The organism is Streptomyces celluloflavus, assembly GCA_000720995.1.
Taxonomy (GTDB): Bacteria; Actinomycetota; Actinomycetes; order Streptomycetales; family Streptomycetaceae; genus Streptomyces; species Streptomyces celluloflavus.
Map to the genome: position 1 here is coordinate 1 of JOEL01000049.1, position 17,476 is coordinate 17,476.

Sequence of the window (17,476 nt, forward strand, 5' to 3'; positions counted from 1 at the left end):
TCGCATGGTCACTATGGCGAAGAAAGACCCAAGCACGAGCCCGCATCAGCCATTACCAACGCAGAGGGCATCACGGAGTGTCGTTGCAGTACTAGGGCCGGGAAGACGGGGGTAGGCGGCGGTCGGCCCGATCACGCGCCCATGTCGAACGTCTGGCTGAGGGGTCAGACCGAGCGCCTGGGGCGCGATGCCGAGCGCGTCTGCAAAGCGCCGCAGTACCACCACGTCCGTCAGCGGCGAGACGCCCCGCTCGTATCGCGAGACCTGGGCCGCCGAGTAGCCGGTCACCGCCCCGAGCTGGGCCAGCGTCAGCCGCTGTTCCTTGCGCGCACTGCGGACCAGCTCACCGGGAGTCACGTTCACCGCAGGCACCGCCCGCGCTCCGACCGCATCCATACCGTCCCCGCTCGTAGCCGAGAGGCGCGCCGCCTCTCACCGTAGCGGCGCCCACCGGGGCGGGACAGGTGGTTTGCACCGGATGCAAGCGGCTTTGCGTTCGCCGCCGGCGCCCCTGCCGCGCAGGTGGCGGGCGCGGTGTCCTCGAAGCGCAGGCGGTCCGCAGTCGGCGGGTCGCCGCCTCGCAGTCGAAGAGGTGTGAGCAATGAGTGTGACCAAGAGGGCCGCCGTGGTGGGACTGGGCAGTCAAGCCCACAAAGACCACCTTCCCGCTCTGGCCGACTGCCGGCTCGCCGAGCTCGTCGCCGTGTGCGACGTCGACGCGGACCGGACCGAAGCCACCGCGAAGGCGCACCAGGTGCCCGGCTTCGCCGATCTGACGCGCCTGCTGGAGGAGGTGCGGCCGGACTTCGTCATTGCCGCGGTGCCGCATCACGTCGGCCGGGAGGTCATCGAGGTCTGCGCCAGGGCGGGGACGCACGTGATGAAGGAGAAGCCGTTCGCCACCGACCCGCACGAGGCCGCCGAGCTGGCCTCTCTGTGCGCGAAGACGGGGATCGAGCTGATGGTCACCGTCCAGCGCCGCCTTCACCCCCTCTACGCCGCCGCAGCCGGGCTGTTGGCACAGATCGGCACCCCGTACCTGGTCGAAGGCCGGTACACCTTCCACTGCCCCGACCCGGCCGCCGGCTGGCGTGGCCGGGCCGACCTCGCCGGAGGCGGATGCCTGGCCGACATGGGCTACCACCTGATCGACCTGCTCATCTGGTACCTCGGACTGCCCGACCGCATCCTGGCCGACACCTCGGCCGCCGCCGCACCGGGTGCGGACTACGACGCCGAGGACACCGCACTGGTCCATCTCGCCTACGACTCGGGCCTGTACGGCTCGCTGCTGGTGTCCCGCTCGGCAGGTCCCAGGACCGAGCGCCTGGCCGTCACCGGTCCGCACGGCACCGTGACCGTCGAGCGCGGCACCCTGCGGCGTCTGGACCCGGCCGGGCAGGTGATCGAGTCGCTGGTGCGCGAACCGGCCTGGCCGTGCGCGCCCGCCACGCAGATCGACCATTTCTGCCGCGTCCTGGACGGCACCAGCCCCAACCCGTCGGGCCCGGCCGCGCACCTGCCGCACGCCGCGTTCCTGGCCGCCGCCTATGCCTCACAGGCCGCCAACCGCCCGGTGGACCCGAAGGAGTTCCTGGTATGAACGACTCACCGCTCGCCCTGCTCGGCGGCGCCCCCGCCCTCACCGTCCCGGGCCCGCACTTCGCGTGGCCGCCGATCGAGGAGGCCGACCGCCGTGCGGTCGCCGCCCAGTTGGAGACGGCCGTCTCGATCCCGGACCGCTCCGGCATCGTCGCCGAGCTGGAGGACGCGCTCGCCTCGTACCTCGGCGTCCGGCACACCGTGACGACCTGCACCGGCACCGCCGCGCTGCATTCCCTGTACACCGCGGCCGGCATCGGTCCGGGGGACGAGGTGATCGTGCCCGCGCTCACCTTCCATGCGACTGCCACGCCCCTGTTCCACCTCGGCGCCCGCCCGGTCCTCGCCGACGTCGACGACGGCGGACAGCTCGACCTCGACGACGCCGCCCGCCGGATCACGGCCCGCACGAAGGCCGTGGTGGCCGTGCATCTGTGGGGGCTGCCCGAGGACATGGATGCGCTGGTCTCCTTCGCCCACGAGCACGGTCTGATGCTGCTGGAGGACGGCTCTCACGCGCACGGCGCCACCTGGAACGGCCGGCGCACCGGCACATTCGGTGCCGCCTCCGCGTTCAGCCTCAATGGCCCCAAGCCGCTGTCCGCCGGCGAAGGCGGGGTCGTCGCCACGGACGACAGCGAGCTGTACTACCGGGTGCTGCTGCACGGCCAGTACAACAAGCGGTGCCGCCGCGAGATCCCCGCCTCCCATCCGCTCGCCCGGTTCGCCGTCACCGGCATGGGCCTGAAACTGCGTATCCACCCGCTGGCCGCCGCCCTCGCGCACTCCCAGCTCCCCCGGCTGGACGGCTACCTGGCCGGGCGCCGGGCCATCGCGGCACGGATGTGCGCGGCCCTGGACGAGGTGCCCGGTGTCCGCGTGCCGCATGTGTCCGCCTCGGCCGGGCCGTCCTGGTACGCGCTGCCGCTGCGGTACGAACCGGCGGAATTCGAAGGGCTCCCGCTCCGGCGGTTCCTCGACGCGGTACACGCCGAAGGCGCTGTCGAGGCGGACCGGCCAGGATCCACCCGCCCCCTCACCTCTCACGCCCTCTTCCGGCACCCCGGGGCCCTGCTGCCCGGCTACGCTGAACGCCGGGGCCCCGCGCCTGGGGACTTCCCCGCCGCCGAGCACGTGCACGCCACAACCCTCAAGCTGCCGGTGTGGCACCGCGAGGAGGACATCCCCCTCGTCGACGCCTATACCGAGGCCATCGCCAAAGTCGCCGCCCACCACAAGGACTTGCTGTGATGTCAACCGTCGATGCCGCCCTTCTCGAAGACCTGACCCGCGCCGCTGAAGGCGATGGCATCGACAAGCTGGTCGTCGGTGCCATCATCACGGACGGGGCCGGGAAGGTGCTGCTGCTGCACCGCGCCGCCGACGAATACCTCGGCGGCCTGTGGGAGTTGCCCTCCGGCGGTGTCGACGACGGTGAGAGCCTGACCGAGGCCCTGCGGCGCGAGGTCGCCGAGGAGACCGGGCTGACCGTCGCGGCCGTCGGCAGCTATCTCGGCCACTTCGACTACCGCTCCGCCGGCGGGCGCGAGACCCGGCAGTTCAACTTCACCGCCACGGTCGACGAGGCCGGCGAAACGGTGAAGCTCACCGAGCACGACGCCCATCTGTGGGCCGACCGAAGCCGGCAGGACCAGGTCTCCAGCGCCGTTCAGGCCGTCCTCGGCACCTGGCGCAGCCAGGCAGCCTGACCGGCCGGGCCACCCGGGTCCCGACCGCCCCTCCTCGGAGGTGGTGCGGCCGGGGCCCGACGGCGTGCGGAGCAGCAGCCCGCTCCTGCCGACCGCGACCGACAGCACCTTCCCTTCCTGAGTGAAGTGATACGTCGTCCCGGCCCCACCCTCCATCAGACCTGAGTCGATCGCCCTGTTCCCCGCATGCCGGATGCGCTCGATCCCTGCCTCCGGAAACGACGGCACCCCACACCCCCACTCACCCTCCCGTGGTCTTGACGCGCACCGGACAAGCGTCAAGAATGAATCACCCGTCTGACAACGTTGTCGATCGGCCGGGGCGCATCCGCCGCCCGGTCGGCCGTCCGCTCAGCGATGAGTCTCCGGAGGTCCCGACCATGCCATGGCTCCGTCGTATCCGGCTGCGTACCGCGGGGGCGGTGCTGGCGGCCGTGCTCCTCGGGGGTGCGCTCGGCGTCCCCGGCGCGCGGGCCGCGCAGCCGGCCGGCCCGCTCACCGACCTGGTCAACCCGTTCATCGGCAGTCAGCACGAAGGCAACACCTTTCCCGGCGCCGCCGTCCCCTTCGGGATGGTGCAGCTCTCCCCCGACACCGGTCACAACACCGGCTACGACTACGACGACGACCACATCCGCGGTTTCGGCTCGGTGCATCTGTCCGGCGTCGGCTGCGGGCTGGGCGGCGATCTGCCCGTGCTGCCCACCACGGGCGACATCACCGAGACCGACTACGCGAAGTACGCGGCCGCCTACCGCCACGACGACGAGTCCGCCCGCCCCGGCTACTACCGCGTCGGCCTGTCCTCGTACGGCGGGATCACCGCGGAGCTGACCGCCACCGCCCGTACCGGCAAGCAGCGTTACACCTTCCCGGCCACCGACAAGGCCAATGTGCTGCTCAACGCGGGCCAGTCGCTGCACAAGACGGTCACCACCCGGGTCGAGGTGCTGGACTCGCGCACCGTTCGCACCACCCTCACCGGCCGCGGCTTCTGCCAGGACACCGAGCCGTACACCGTGCACACCCTCACCCGCTTCGACCGGCCGTTCGCGTCCTACGGGATCTGGGACGGCGACACGGTGACGCCCGGCGCCCGGAGCTCCACCGCCAGCGGCCGGCACGGTGCGTATGTCCGCTTCGACACCCGCGCGCACCGTACCGTCGAGGCCACCACTGCCCTCAGCTACGTGGACGCGGCGGGTGCGGCCCGCAATCTGCGGGCCGAGGGCGGCCGTTCCTTCGACGCGACGAAGACCGCGGCCGACGCCGCCTGGGAGCGGCGGCTGGGCGTGGTGCGGGCGACGGGCGGCGACACCACCCTGCGCCGGACCTTCTACTCCTCGCTCTACCGGTCCTTCCTCGCGCCGAACACCGGCAGCGACGTGGACGGCCGCTACACCGGGTGGGACAAGCGCACACACCGCGCCCGGGGGTTCACCTACTACCAGAACTGGTCCCTGTGGGACACCTACCGCACCCAGGCACCGCTGCTGGCGCTGCTGGCGCCGCGCGAGTCCCGGGACATGGCGCTGTCGGTGCTGCGGATCGGCAAGGAGAGCGGCTGGCTGCCCAAGTGGGGCTACGGAACGGTCGAAACGAACATCATGACCGGCGATCCGGTCACGCCGTACCTCACCAACGCCTATCAGCAGGGGCTGCTGACCGGCCACGAGGAGGAGGCGTACGCGGCGCTGCGCAAGAACGCCGACGGGGTGCCGCCCGCCGCCTCCCCCGCCGTGGGCCGGGAGGCCAACGCGGAGTACCTGGCGGGTGGGTTCGCCCCGTACATCAAGGGCCGCACGCACTCCAAGCCCGGCGATTCCGACTTCGACCACGGCGCTTCGGCGACCCTCGAATACGCCCTGTCGGACGCGATGCTGGCCCAGATGGCGCGCGATCTGGGCCACCGCGCGGACGCCGACCGGTACGCGGCGCGGGCCCGCAACTACCGCAGCATCTTCGACCCCTCGACGGGGTTCTTCCGGGCCCGTGACGAGCACGGCGCCTTCACCGGGCCCGCCGACCCGGCCCGGAGCGAGGGGTTCCACGAAGGCACCGCCTGGCAGTACCAGTGGCTGGTCCCGCAGGACCTGCCGGGGATGCTGGACCTGATCGGCGGCAAGGCGGCCGCCGACCGGCGCCTGGACTCCTTCTTCGCCTACCCCGAGCTGCTCCAGGACCCGGGGCGGACCGCCCGCCAGGTATGGGTCAACGGGCCGTACGACTACGACAACGCGGACAAGTACAACCCGCAGAACGAGCCCGACCTCATCTCGCCGTACACCTATCTCTCCACCGGCCGGCCCTGGAAGACGACGGATGTGGTGCACGCGGCGCTGACGCTCTTCACCGACACCCCGGCCGGGATGACTGGCAACGACGATCTGGGGACCATGTCGGCGTGGATGGTGCTCTCCTCGATCGGGGTGTTCCCCGTGCAGCCGGGCACCGGCACCTGGGGACTGAGCACTCCGGTCTTCGACCGGGTCGACCTGACCCTGGACCGGCGCTACTACCCGGCGGGCCACTTCACCGTCACGGCGCCCGGCACCTCGGCCACCGACCGCTATGTGCAGTCGGTCCGCCTGGGCGGCGCCGCGCACGACCGGACCTATCTGACCACCGCCGATCTCCGCACGGCCCGCGAACTGGCCTTCTCGGTGGGCCCGGAACCGTCCGCCTGGGGCACCGGCGACGGCGCCGCGCCACCGCCGGTGGGCCGCTCGGCACACCCGCGGCCCGACGGCCGGAGCTGAGCACACCACCCGCCGGGACCGGCACCGTACCGACGCGGTGCCGGTCCACCCTTCCGGGGCCGCCCCGGGTCCGGCCTCACGCCTCCGTACCGGACAGGCGCCGGGCCAGGTAGGGCGCGGTGCGGCTGTGCGGCGCGGCCGCGACCTCGGCCGGGGTTCCCGCGGCGACGATCCGGCCGCCGTCCGCGCCGCCGCCCGGTCCCAGGTCGATGACGTGGTCCGCGCCCGCGGCCACCCCCATGTCGTGCTCCACGACGACCACGGTGTGGCCCGCGTCCACCAGTCCGTGCAGCTGGCGCAGCAGCACCTCGGTGTCGGCGGGGTGCAGTCCGGTGGTGGGCTCGTCGAGGAGGTAGAGGGTGTGGCCGCGGCGGGTCCGCTGGAGTTCGGTGGCCAGTTTGATGCGCTGTGCCTCGCCGCCGGAGAGTTCGGTCGCCGGCTGGCCGAGCCGCAGATAGCCCAGGCCCACGTCCTGGAGGGTGCGCAGGCTGCGGGCGGCCGCGGGGAGGTCGGCGAGGAAGCCGGCGGCGGTGTCGACGGTCATCGCCAGCACGTCGGCGACGGTCCGGTCCCGGTAGGTGATCTCCAGCGTCTCGGGGCGGTAGCGGGCACCGTGGCAGTCGGTGCAGGGCACGTACGTACCGGGCAGGAAGAGGAGTTCAACGGCGACAAAGCCCTCTCCCCGGCAGGTCTCGCAGCGGCCGCCGGCGACATTGAACGAGAACCGGCCCGCCGAGTAGCCGCGGGCACGGGCCGCGTCGGTGGCGGCGAAGACCTTGCGGACGGCGTCGAACAGCCCGGTGTAGGTGGCGAGGTTGGAGCGCGGGGTGCGGCCGATCGGCTTCTGGTCGACCCGTACCAGCCGGTCGACCGCCGCCAGGCCCCGGGCGCCGGTGAGCTGGGCCCGTGCCGTAGGACCGGCGTCGGCCCCGGTGTCCGCGTCGGCGTCCGGGCCGGATTCCGCGGTCCGTTCCTCGGCCGTGGTGCCGAGGTGCTCCCGCACGGCCTCGGCCAGGACGCGGGTGACCAGCGTCGATTTGCCCGATCCGGAGACGCCGGTGACGGCGGTGAAGACGCCGAGCGGGAAGACGGCGTCCAGACCGCGCAGATTGTGCAGGGTGACGCCGTACAGGGCCAGCGTGCCCGACGGGCGGCGCGGCGTCCGGTCGGCGGGCGGTTCGGCGGCGAAGAGGAACCGGCGGGTGGCGGAGGCCGGGACGTCCGCGAGGGCGGCGACCGGGCCGCTGTGCAGCACCTGGCCGCCGTGCTCCCCGGCCCGCGGGCCGACGTCCACGATCCAGTCGGCGCGCCGCACCACGTCCATGTCGTGCTCCACGACGAACAGCGAGTTGCCGGCCTCCTTGAGTCGGCCCAGCACCGTGAGCAGCGAGCGCGTATCGGCCGGGTGGAGTCCGGCGGACGGCTCGTCCAGGACGTAGACGACGCCGAAGAGGCCGGACCGCAGCTGGGTGGCGAGCCGCAGCCGCTGGAGCTCGCCCGCGGAGAGGGTGGGCGAGGGCCGGTCCATGCTGAGGTAGCCCAGGCCCAGTTCGGTGAGCACCTCGATGCGGGCCACCAGGTCCCGGGCGAGCGTCGGGGCCACCCCGTCGTCGGGGCGCCCGGCCGTGGGGCGCAGCAGACCGGCGAGGGCGCTCAGCGGCAGACCGGCGAGGGTGGCGATGTCGTGGCCCTCGAAGGTGACGGCCAGTGCCTCGGGGCGGAGCCGCCGCCCGGCGCAGACCGGGCACGGTTCGGCGACGAGGAAGCCCCGTACGCGCTTGCGCAGCGTCTCGCTCTTGGAGTCGGCGAAGGTGTGCAGCACATAGCGCCGGGCGCTCATGTACTGCCCCTGGTAGGGGCGTTGGATGCGGCCGGCGGCGCGGACCGGCTCGACGGTGACGACGGGCTGTTCGTCGGTGAACAGGATCCACTCGCGGTCGGCCCGCGGCAGCTCGCGCCAGGGGCGGTCGATGTCGTGGCCGAGGGTGGCGAGGATGTCGCGGAGGTTCTTGCCCTGCCAGGCGCCGGGCCAGGCCGCGACGGCGCCGTCGCGGATGGAGCGCGCCGGGTCGGGGACGAGGGAGTCCTCGGTGACCCGGTGGACCCGGCCCAGGCCGTGGCATTCGGGGCAGGCGCCGGCGGCGGTGTTGGGCGAGAACGCGTCCGAGTCGAGCCGTTCGGGCGCGTCCGCCGGATAGTCGCCGGCCCGCGAGAACAGCATGCGCAGGAAGTTGGAGAGGGTGGTGACGGTGCCGACCGAGGAGCGTGCGGTGGGCGCGGAGCGCCGCTGCTCCAGTGCGACGGCGGGCGGCAGACCGGTGATGTCCTCGACCTTGGGGGCGCCGACCTGGTGGATCAGGCGGCGGGCGTACGGGGCCACCGACTCGAAGTAGCGGCGCTGCGCCTCGGCGTAGAGCGTGCCGAAGGCGAGGGAGGATTTGCCCGATCCGGACACCCCGGTGAACGCGACCAGCGCGTCCCTCGGGATGTCCACATCGATCGTGCGGAGGTTGTGCTCACGGGCTCCGCGCACCCGTACGTACGAGTCGGTCATCCCTCCATGATCGGGCACGGTCAGCCGGTGGTGACGGCACGGACCGTGGCGCGCGCCTCCTCCCACGGGACGGGGGTGGCGACGACCGCGCGCAGGGCCCGCAGCTGGCGGGGCGGGAGCCCGGCGGCCAGCACGCCGACGGCGGTGCCGCCCCGGCCGAAGAGGGCGACGGTACGGCGCTCGGCCCGGTCCAGGACGGTGGTCTCGACCTGGTCGGCGCCGTCGGTCAGCCCGTACGCCTGGATCTTGATGTCGTACTGGTCGGACCAGAAGTACGGCACGGGGGCGAAGGGGCGGCGCTCCTGGGCGGGCGCGGGGGCCTCGTCCGCGGTGGTGGTCGCCGCGGTGTCCGTGGCCGGGTCGGTCCCGGCGGCCGCCCGGGTCTCCTCGGCCAGTTCGGCCAGCAGGTTGCGGGCGGCGGCCATGCCCTGCTCGGTGGCGTTCAGCCGGTGCTCGAAGCGGAGCGGCAGGCCGTGCGCCGGATGGTCCCAGCGGGCCACGTCGCCCGCGGCGTAGATGCCGGGGGCGGCGGCGCAGTACGCGTCGCAGCGCAGCCCGTCGGTGGTGTCCAGCGCCGGGTCGCCGCGCAGCCAGCCGACGGCGGGCTCGGAACCGATGGCGAGCAGCACGGTGTCGGCGGGCAGCCGGGTGCCGTCGGTCAGCCGCACGGCGGTGACCGCCGGTCCGCCCGGTGCGTCGCCGGTCCCGGCCGCCGCCCCTTCCGCCGCCGCTGCCCCCTCTGCGGACGTCGTCTCGAATCCGTCCACGGCGCCGGTGACCAGCCGTACGCCCCGCGCGCGGTGTTCCTCGGCGAGCAGTGCGCCGACCTCGGCGCCGACGGTCCGGGCCATCGGCACCGGGCCGCGGCCGACGAGGGTGACGTCATGGCCCAACTCCCGTGCCACCGCGGCGGCTTCGCAGCCGAGTACGCCGTTGCCGACGACCACCAGCCGCCGGCCGGGGCCCGCCAGCCGGGCGCGCAGGGCCAGCGCGTCGTCGAGGGTACGCAGGGTGTGCACCCCGGCGATCCGGTCGGCGCCGGGCAGGGTGCGGGCCACGACACCGGTCGCGATGATCACCCCGGCACAGTCGAGCCGCTCGCCGCTGTCGAGCGTGAGGGTGCGGGTGGCCGTGTCGAGGCCGGTCGCCCGGGTGCCGAGCCGCAGGTCCAGGCCGAGCGGGTCGAGCTGCTCGGTGGTGCGCAGCAGCAGCCGCTCGGACTCCCAGACGCCGTGCAGCAGCTGCTTGGACAACGGCGGCCGGTCGTAGGGCAGATGGGGTTCGTCGCCGATGAGGGTCAGCGGGCCGCGCCAGCCGAAGCGGCGCAGCGCCTCGACGGCGGCGAGCCCGGCCGCGGCGGCGCCGACGACAGCGATGGGCCGGGCGGTCATGCGTGGATCCCGATGACGGCGGCCGGGCAGATGGCGGCCGCCTCGCGGACCGCGTCGTGCCGCTCGGCGGGCGGTTCGGCGTCGAGGAGGACGACCACGCCGTCCTCGTCGCGCTGGTCGAAGACCTCGGGCGCGATCAGTACGCACTGGCCGGCGCCGCAGCACGCGTCGGCGTCAAGAGTGATCTTCATGGCGGAAAGCTCCCGTCGGAGGTGAGGTGGAAAGGTAACCGGGGTACGGGTGAGCCGCCCGGCGTCACGAGGTGACGCCGGTGTGTGCCCATGTCACCAGGTGACGGGCAGCGCGTGACAGCCATAGATCGACATATCGGTACGGAACGGAATCTCCTCGACCGGTACGGCGGGCCGCATCGCGGGGAACCGGCGCAGCAACGTATCGATGACCACCTGGAGTTCGACACGGGCGAGCGCCTGGCCCAGGCACTGGTGGATGCCGTAGCCGAACGCGACATGGTGCTGGGCGTTGGGGCGGCCGGGGTCGAACCGGTCGGCGTCGGCGAAGACGCGGTCGTCGCGGTTGGCGGAGGCGACGGCCACCACGACGCCCTCACCGGCCCGGATGAGGTGCCCGTCGATCTCGATATCGGCGGTGGCGGCCCGGCGCGGTCCGTTGCGGATGATGCTGTGGAAGCGCAGCAACTCCTCGACGGCGCCCCGGATCAGGGCGGGGTCCCGGCGGAGCCGGTCGGCGGCCTCCGGGTCGCGCATCAGGGTGAGGGCGCTGAGGCCGATCATGTTGGCGGTGGTCTCGTGCCCGGCGATCAGCAGCAGCGCGGCGAAGGCGGTCACATCGTCGTGGGTGATCTCGCCGGTCCGCTGCTGTTCGGTGATCAGCCGGCCGAGGATGTCGTCGCCGGGCGCCGCCCCCTTGGCGGTGACCAACCGGTCCAGATAGTCGCGGAGTTCGCCGCGGGCCGCCGCCCGCTCGGCGTCGGGCACGGCGCGGGCGAGCAGGGTGCCGGTGAGCCGCTGGAAGGTCTCGTGGTCGTCGTAGGGGACGCCCAGCAGCAGGCTGATGACCAGCGACGGGACGGGCAGTGCGAGCGCCTCGACGAGGTCCACCGGCCCGTCCGTCCGCTCCCGGGTCCGCTCCATCGCGTCGCACAGGTCATCCGTGAGGCGCTGGATCCGCGGGCGCAGCGCCTCGACGCGCTTGACCATGAACTCCCGGGTGACCATCCGGCGCAGCCGGGTGTGCTCGGGCGGGTCCCGGCGGATGAACCCCCGGTTGTCGGTGTTGCCGCCGCCGGTCATACCACTGAGCGGGTAGCCGGGGACGGTGGGGTCGGAGCTGAAGCGGGTGTCGCCGAGAATCGCCCGGATGTCGGCGTAGCGGGTGGCCAGCCAGGCCCAGCTCCCGTCCGCGAGGGAGACCTTGGAGATCGGCTCCGTGGTGCGCAGCACGCCGAACGCGGTGTGCGGGTCGCCCCGGTCGAGCAGGTCCGCGTGCGGGGGCGGACCTGCGGGGCAGCCGCTCGGGGGCCGGACGGGCAGCGGTGCCGCGGCGGTGGGACGGGTCATTTCGCTCATCACGCTCCTCGCGCGCACACCGGCAGGGGCGTGCGCCATGGGTCGGACGTTCGCCTAACGCTTGTAAACTTACACATGTATCGACCACCTAAACGGGTCGGGGTACGGGAAATGACGTTGCTTCAGTGCGCCGGTGGGTGACGGCGGGGCAGGGAGCGGGCCGGAGCCGACGGCACCCGGGGCTCGGCGTCCGGGGCCCGGCGCTCAGCGCTCAGCGCTCAGCGCTCAGCGCTCAGCGCTCAGCGCTCAGCGCTCAAGGAGCAGAAACAGGATCTCGTCCACGAACCGGTCCAGCCGGCTGGCGTCCTTGCGGCTCGGCATGACCTGCCAGAGCATGACCCGGCCGTGCACCGACGACCACAGCATGCCCGGCGCCTCGGTCCGGGTGCCGCGCACCCGCCAGCCGGCCGCCTCGCAGGCCGCCAGCGCATCGGACCAGCTGTGCACGAGCAGCCGGGCCGGGTGCCCGGACAGCCGGTCGGGGCCGACCGGGGTCTGCCGGGTCTCGTAGAGCAGGCGGTAGGTGGCCGGGTGCGCGACGGCGTAGCGGCAGTAGGCGCGCAGCTGGGCGCGGAGCCGCTCCACCGGGTCGTCGGCGTCGGCCCGCGCGGCGGCCTGCGTCATCGCCTGCGCCAGCCGCTCGAAGCTGACCTCCAGGGTCGCCCAGACCAGTTCGGTCTTGTCGGCGAAGTGCCGGTAGATGCTCGGGGCGGCGACACCGGCCTCGCGGGCCACCGCGCGCAGCGACAGGGCGTCCTCGCTGCCGACCTCCTCCAGAAGCCGCTCGGTGGCCCGCAGGAGGTCGGCCCGCAGGCGCTCGCCCTGGCCGCGCGGGTTCCGGGGCCGGACGGCCGCACTCTCGCTCACTGCCCTCCGGTCCCTTCCCTGGCCTGGTCGCCGTGGTGCGTCACCAGGGTTTCACACCGGGGCGGCCGGGCATACGCGCGCACCGGCCGGGCCCGTGGTCATCTCCCCATCGTCAGCCCGTCCGCCGCGGCGCCCCGGCTGAGGACCGCCTTCTTGATCTTCTTGCGGACGTCGGCGTGGCCGCGGGTCCTGGTGAGATCGACCACCCGCACCTTCGGCCGCTGCACGACGAGTTGCGGGAAGTACTCGGCCTCGGTGACCTGCCAGCGTTCGCCCTCCTCGTCGGGCGGGACGAACCGGAAGCGGGCGATGGTGCCCCAGTTGCCCTGCGGTTTCCGCATGGCGCCGGAGAGCTGGTCGCCCAGACCGTAGACGACCCAGGTGCCGTTGACCTTCTCGTACGGCTGCGGGGTGTGCGCATGGGCGCCGATGACCAGGTCGATATCGGGGCGGCCGTCGGTCTGTGAGGCGGTCAGCGCGTGGGCGAGCCTGATCTGCTGCTCGTTGGGGGCGGTCCGGTACTCGGTGCCCCAGTGCGGGCTGACCACCACGACATCGGCACCGGCCCGGCGGGCCGCCCGCGCGTCCGCGATGATCTTCTGCTCGTCGAGGAGGTTCACCGTCCACGGGGCGGCCGCCGGGCGCTGCGCGCCGCCGGTGCCATAGGTGTACGAGAGCTGGGCCACCCGCGCACCGTGGGTCCGCAGCAGCGCGGGGCGGGCGCCCTCGGCGGCGCTGCGGGCCGAGCCGGCGTGCCGCAGCCCGACCGTCTCCAGGACCTTCAGGGTGTGGCGTACGCCGGGGACGCCGCGGTCCAGGGCGTGTTCGGAGGCGGTGGCGCAGGAGTCGAAGCCGGTCGCCTTGAGGGCGGTGGCGAGCTGCGGCGGCGCCTGGGCGGTGAACGGTCCGGACAGCGGGCCGATCGGGGTCTCCAGCTGGCACAGTGCGAGATCCGCGGCGGAGATCACCGGCCGCACGCCCGCCAGGATCGGCCGGTAGTCGTACTCGGCGTCCTGGTCCGGTACGTCGTCATGTGCCGTGCGGAGTACGGCGGGGTGCGACGCGATGATGTCCCCGGAGGCGACCAGGGTGAACGGCCGCTGGTGGGCGACACGGGACACGGGGGCGCCCGCGTTGCCGCGCGGCCTGGGCGCCGGGGGCGGCGGGGCGAGGTGCGGGCCGCCGCAGGCCACGGCGAGTGCGGCGAGCACGGCGAGGGCCGCACAGCGGGGGTACGCGCTCATGCCCGAACACTTACCAGCAGTCATACGTATGAAGAGCGATCTCGCGGCGGTGTCCGGGACGATCCCCTCGTACGGCCCTGCGCGGGCCGGGGGTCCGGCCGCCGCGGCCCCGGCACATCGCCGCGCGCCCGGCCGTCCCCGTACCCGCCGCCGGGCCCGGCGCCGCAGCCCCGGCGGCCCGTCGCTACGCTGCCCCGATGGCCCGCACCCCGCACGACGAAGACCGCTTCCCCGCCCAACTGCCCGTGGTCGCACAGCTGGGGCGGTCCCCGTCCGGGCGGGCCTGGCTCGACCGGCTGCCGGGGATCGTCCGGGAGGTCGAGGAGCGGTGGGAGCTGCGGCTCGGCGCCCCGTTCCACGGCGGCAGTTGCTCCTGGGTGGCGCCGTGCGAACGGCCCGACGGCTCGCCCGCGGTGCTCAAGGTGACCTGGCCGCACCGCGAGGCCGAGGGGGAGGCACCCGGACTGCGCGCCTGGGACGGCGCGGGCGCCGTACGGCTGCACCGCTGGGACCGCGAGCGCGGCGCGCTGCTGATCGAACGGTGCACACCGGGCACCCCGCTCACCGGCCACCCGCTGCCGCCCGCCGAGCGGCTGGCGCTCGCCGCCGGTCTGCTGCGCGACCTGTGGGCCGCGCCCGCGCCGCCGGAGGGCGAGCTGGAGCGGGTGGATCTGGTGTGCGCCGAGTGGGCCGATGTGCTCCAGGAGCGGATGATCCGGCTGCGGCCCGGCTACGATCCGGGGCTGGTCGCGCTCGGCGCGGACCTGCTGCGCACCCTCCCGGCGACGGCCGCCCGCGAGGTCGTGGTGCACGGCGACTTCAACCCCGGCAATGTGCTGGCGGCCGAGCGCCTGCCGTGGCTGGCGATCGACCCCAAACCGATGGCCGGCGACCCGGCGTACGACCCGTGGCCGCTGCTGATGCAGATCGACGACCCGTTCGCGCACCCGGACCCGCGGCCGGTGCTCCGCGACCGCTACGCGCTGGTCGCCGAGGTGCTGGACGAGGATCCGGCGCGGCTGCTGGCCTGGTCGGTGGCGCGGGGCGTGGAGAGCGCACTGTGGTACGCGGACACGGACGATCCCGAGGCCGGGGCAGGGGAGTTGGCGCGGGCGCGGGTGCTCGCGGAGCTGGCCGGATACTGACCGGCGGGGGTGGGAGCCGGGGCGGCTCGGCGGACCGCCCCGCCCCGCACCAGGAGCGTCCCGACGTGGTGAACGAGGTCCTCGCCCGGCTGTGGCAGGGCTGACCCGGGCCGCGCCCTGTATCGGACACCCACCCTCTTGACATCCGAGGTATCCGCCTGAAGGAGGCGCAACGGCCGCCAATTAGGCATCCCCCTCGCCCTGTTGGCGTGAGTTCATCCGATGTTTGTGGTGCCGGAGGTCTTCCGGAACCCCGGGGCTGCCTGCACTATGCGGGGGGAGTTCAGGGACGAGACCCGGAGGCGCCGCCATGACCGATCTCTCGCGAAGAGCTTTCACCGGTGCGGCGGTCGCCGGCACCGCCGGCGCCTGGGCCGCCGGATCCGGCGCCACCTGGGCCGCCACCGGCCGGGGCACCACCGCGGCCCCGCACCCGGACCCGTACGAATCCGCCGTCCGCGCCGCCGCCATGACGTGGCGCAGGCTGCCGGACGGCTGGCAGCAGGCGCCGTTCCTCGCCGACGGGCGGCTCGGCTGCCAGATCTACGCGGGCCCCACGCCCAACACCCTGAAGGTGATGCTCAGCCATACCGAGGTCCAGGACCAGCGCGGCCAATGGCGGGCCGGGATCGGCTACTCGCGGCTGCCCATCGGGTACTTCACGCTCACCCTCGCCGGGACCGTCACCGCCGTGGACTGGTCACTGGACCTGTGGGACGCGGAGCTGCGCGGCACCGTCACCACCACCCGCGGCAGTGTCCGCCTCGCCGCGCTGGTGCACACCGCCCGTTCCGCGCTGCTGCTCTCGACGCGGCCGAGCGCGGGCGAGTCCGGCGCGGCCTGGTCGTTCACCTGGCTGACCGCGGCGACCACCCGCACCTCCGGCAGACCGGCCGACTACACCCCCAACCCCGACCCCCGCACCGCCACCACGGACGCCACCCGGGTCGTCGAGCAGCCACTGCTGGCCGGCGGCGGCTGGAGCACCGCCTGGCGCGAGCGCCGGGTCGGCTCCGACCGGCTGCTCGCCGCCCATCTCGTCTACCGCTCCCCCGGCGACCCGGCCGCGACGACGCGGGAGGCCGTCCGGGCGGTCGCCGCGACCCTCGCCGCCGACCCGGACCGGCTGGTCGCCGAGCACCGCGCCTGGTGGCACGCCTACTACCGGCGCAGTCTGCTGTCGGTGCCGGACAAGCGGCTCCAGAGCTTCTACCTGATCCAGCTCTACAAGCTCGGCTCGGCCACCCGCGCCGACGGTCCCGCGCTGTCGGAGTGGGGTCCGTGGTTCCCGGAGACCGGCAACAACTGGACCGGGCTGTGGTGGAACCTCAACGTCCAGATCGCCTCCACCGGCTACCTCGGCACGAACCACCTCGAACTCGACTCGGTGACCGCCGCGTTCCGCCGCTTCGAGGCGAACCTGCCGCTCTCCGTACCACCCGCCTACCGCGACGGGCAGAGCTACGCACTCGGCCATCCCTCCGACTGGCAGCTGCGGGCCGGGGAGTGGAACGTGGGCGTACCGGGCTCCGGCCGGATCTCCGACAACTTCGGCAATCTGACCTGGGGCCTGCACAACGTCTGGCTGGCGTACCGCCACACCATGGACCGCGCGATCCTGCGCGATGTGCTCTTCCCCGTCCTCGCCAGGGCGCTGAACTTCTACGACCACTTCCTGCACGAGGGCGGCGACGGCCGTCTGCACCTGCCCACCACCCGTTCCCCCGAGTACGCCGACGCCGCCGACTGCACCTACGACCTCTCCCTCATCCGCTGGGCGGCCCGCACCCTGCTCGACGCGGCGCGCACCCTGCGGATCGCGGACCCGCGCGCCGGGCGCCGGCGGGAGATCGCCACCCGCCTGGTCCCCTACGCACAGGATCCGGCCGACGGTGTGCTGATCGGCGCGGACGTCCCGCTCGCCGCCTCGCACCGCCACCACTCGCATCTGCTGTGGCTGTACCCGCTGCGCGAACGGGTCTGGGACCGGCCCGCCGACCGGGACCTGATGCGCCGGAGCTTCGCGCACTGGGCCGGGATGCGCGACAGCTGGCACGGCTACAGCTACGCCGTGTCCTCCTCGATGTCGTCGGTGATGGGCGCGCCGGAGCAGGCGCTGGACCTGCTGACGTATTTCACCGACCGGAACACCGCCGCGGACTGTCAGCTGACCGAGAACACGATGTACCGGGAGGGGAAGAACTTCGCGCTGGAGAGCCCGCTGACGGGGGTGCAGTCGATGCTCGACATGGTGCTCCAGGGGCACGGCGGGGTACTGAAGGTCTTTCCCTCGGTCTCCCGCCGGTGGCCCGATGTCTCCTTCGCGTCGCTGCGCACACAGGGCGCGTTCCTGGTGGACGCCGACCGGTCCGCGGGGCGGACCCGCTGGGTACGGGTGCACAGCGAGGCGGGTGCGCCGCTGGTGCTGGAGCACGGTATCGAGGGCGCGTGCACGGTGTCCGACGGCCGGGGCCGGCCGCTGCCGTGGCGCTCCGCCGGGCCGGGCCGGATCGCCGTCGGCCTGCCGCGCGGCGGTACGGCGTTCGTCGCGCCGCGGGGCACCGACCCGGATGCCGGTCCGCGCGAGGTGCCGGCCACGGGCCCGGCCCGGCCCTGGGGCCTGCCGTGACCCCGCCCCGGCCGCCCCTCCCGTGC

Annotated in this window: 13 protein-coding genes; 6 read left to right on the forward strand and 7 right to left on the reverse strand. The window is 73.7% G+C overall.

Features of this window, described 5'->3' with window-relative positions; genetic code table 11:
- Positions 1 to 45: 45 nt before the first annotated feature.
- A complete protein-coding gene (locus IH09_RS38095; RefSeq protein ID WP_110952665.1) occupies positions 46 to 396 on the reverse strand; it encodes a helix-turn-helix domain-containing protein in 351 nt (116 codons plus the stop codon).
- A 205-nt stretch (positions 397 to 601) separates the two neighbouring features.
- Between IH09_RS38095 and IH09_RS29830 the strand changes: the two genes are divergently transcribed.
- The 4 genes from IH09_RS29830 (at position 602) to IH09_RS29845 (ending at position 6,070) form a co-directional block, all read left to right on the forward strand.
- Complete coding sequence (locus tag IH09_RS29830) at positions 602 to 1,603, forward strand: Gfo/Idh/MocA family protein (RefSeq protein ID WP_052860635.1); 1,002 nt, start codon at positions 602 to 604, stop codon at positions 1,601 to 1,603.
- Positions 1,600 to 2,853: a DegT/DnrJ/EryC1/StrS family aminotransferase gene (locus IH09_RS29835; protein WP_052860636.1), complete on the forward strand. Its 1,254-nt coding sequence runs from the start codon at positions 1,600 to 1,602 to the stop codon at positions 2,851 to 2,853. The genes IH09_RS29830 and IH09_RS29835 overlap by 4 nt, the downstream gene beginning before the upstream one ends.
- A complete protein-coding gene (locus IH09_RS29840; RefSeq protein ID WP_052860637.1) occupies positions 2,853 to 3,311 on the forward strand; it encodes an NUDIX hydrolase in 459 nt (152 codons plus the stop codon). Before IH09_RS29835 ends, IH09_RS29840 begins: the two co-directional genes overlap by 1 nt.
- Before the next feature lie 380 nt (positions 3,312 to 3,691).
- Positions 3,692 to 6,070 carry a GH92 family glycosyl hydrolase gene (locus IH09_RS29845; protein WP_052860638.1) on the forward strand — a complete coding sequence of 793 codons (2,379 nt, stop codon included), beginning with the start codon at positions 3,692 to 3,694 and terminating at the stop codon, positions 6,068 to 6,070.
- A 76-nt stretch (positions 6,071 to 6,146) separates the two neighbouring features.
- Here the strand turns inward: IH09_RS29845 and IH09_RS29850 are convergent, their stop codons facing one another.
- The 6 genes from IH09_RS29850 to IH09_RS29875 all read right to left on the reverse strand — a co-directional run bounded on the left by IH09_RS29850 (position 6,147) and on the right by IH09_RS29875 (position 13,676).
- Entirely contained in the window at positions 6,147 to 8,624 is a 2,478-nt protein-coding gene (locus IH09_RS29850; protein WP_052860639.1) for an excinuclease ABC subunit UvrA, read from the reverse strand.
- 20 nt (positions 8,625 to 8,644) lie between these two features.
- Positions 8,645 to 10,015, reverse strand: a complete 1,371-nt coding sequence (locus tag IH09_RS29855) for an NAD(P)/FAD-dependent oxidoreductase (protein ID WP_052860640.1) — start codon at positions 10,013 to 10,015, stop codon at positions 8,645 to 8,647.
- A complete protein-coding gene (locus IH09_RS29860; protein ID WP_052860641.1) occupies positions 10,012 to 10,206 on the reverse strand; it encodes a ferredoxin in 195 nt (64 codons plus the stop codon). The genes IH09_RS29855 and IH09_RS29860 overlap by 4 nt, the downstream gene beginning before the upstream one ends.
- Positions 10,207 to 10,299: 93 nt before the next feature.
- Positions 10,300 to 11,565 (reverse strand): cytochrome P450, encoded by a 1,266-nt coding sequence (locus tag IH09_RS29865; protein WP_240150644.1) that lies wholly within the window; start codon positions 11,563 to 11,565, stop codon positions 10,300 to 10,302.
- Between the two features lie 246 nt (positions 11,566 to 11,811).
- The gene (locus tag IH09_RS29870) at positions 11,812 to 12,432 is read right to left on the reverse strand and encodes a TetR family transcriptional regulator (RefSeq protein ID WP_052860643.1); all 621 of its coding nucleotides are present in this window, start codon (positions 12,430 to 12,432) and stop codon (positions 11,812 to 11,814) included.
- 98 nt (positions 12,433 to 12,530) lie between these two features.
- Entirely contained in the window at positions 12,531 to 13,676 is a 1,146-nt protein-coding gene (locus tag IH09_RS29875) for a CapA family protein (RefSeq protein ID WP_052860644.1), read from the reverse strand.
- A gap of 197 nt (positions 13,677 to 13,873) precedes the next feature.
- On the opposite strand from IH09_RS29875, the gene IH09_RS29880 reads away from it, so the two are divergent.
- Positions 13,874 to 14,821 carry an aminoglycoside phosphotransferase family protein gene (locus IH09_RS29880; protein WP_052860645.1) on the forward strand — a complete coding sequence of 316 codons (948 nt, stop codon included), beginning with the start codon at positions 13,874 to 13,876 and terminating at the stop codon, positions 14,819 to 14,821.
- A gap of 310 nt (positions 14,822 to 15,131) precedes the next feature.
- Positions 15,132 to 17,450, forward strand: coding sequence for a glycosyl hydrolase family 95 catalytic domain-containing protein (locus IH09_RS29885; RefSeq protein ID WP_052860646.1), 2,319 nt, complete (start codon positions 15,132 to 15,134; stop codon positions 17,448 to 17,450).
- Positions 17,451 to 17,476 lie beyond the last annotated feature (26 nt).

Bases quoted from the DNA above. Each gene is read 5' to 3' on its own strand.
- IH09_RS38095 (WP_110952665.1), bottom strand. From the start codon at position 396: ATGGATGCGGTCGGAGCGCGGGCGGTGCCTGCGGTGAACGTGACTCCC.
- IH09_RS29830 (WP_052860635.1), top strand. From the start codon at position 602: ATGAGTGTGACCAAGAGGGCCGCCGTGGTGGGACTGGGCAGTCAAGCC.
- IH09_RS29835 (WP_052860636.1), top strand. From the start codon at position 1,600: ATGAACGACTCACCGCTCGCCCTGCTCGGCGGCGCCCCCGCCCTCACC.
- IH09_RS29840 (WP_052860637.1), top strand. From the start codon at position 2,853: ATGTCAACCGTCGATGCCGCCCTTCTCGAAGACCTGACCCGCGCCGCT.
- IH09_RS29845 (WP_052860638.1), top strand. From the start codon at position 3,692: ATGCCATGGCTCCGTCGTATCCGGCTGCGTACCGCGGGGGCGGTGCTG.
- IH09_RS29850 (WP_052860639.1), bottom strand. From the start codon at position 8,624: ATGACCGACTCGTACGTACGGGTGCGCGGAGCCCGTGAGCACAACCTC.
- IH09_RS29855 (WP_052860640.1), bottom strand. From the start codon at position 10,015: ATGACCGCCCGGCCCATCGCTGTCGTCGGCGCCGCCGCGGCCGGGCTC.
- IH09_RS29860 (WP_052860641.1), bottom strand. From the start codon at position 10,206: ATGAAGATCACTCTTGACGCCGACGCGTGCTGCGGCGCCGGCCAGTGC.
- IH09_RS29865 (WP_240150644.1), bottom strand. From the start codon at position 11,565: ATGAGCGAAATGACCCGTCCCACCGCCGCGGCACCGCTGCCCGTCCGG.
- IH09_RS29875 (WP_052860644.1), bottom strand. From the start codon at position 13,676: ATGAGCGCGTACCCCCGCTGTGCGGCCCTCGCCGTGCTCGCCGCACTC.
- IH09_RS29880 (WP_052860645.1), top strand. From the start codon at position 13,874: ATGGCCCGCACCCCGCACGACGAAGACCGCTTCCCCGCCCAACTGCCC.
- IH09_RS29885 (WP_052860646.1), top strand. From the start codon at position 15,132: ATGACCGATCTCTCGCGAAGAGCTTTCACCGGTGCGGCGGTCGCCGGC.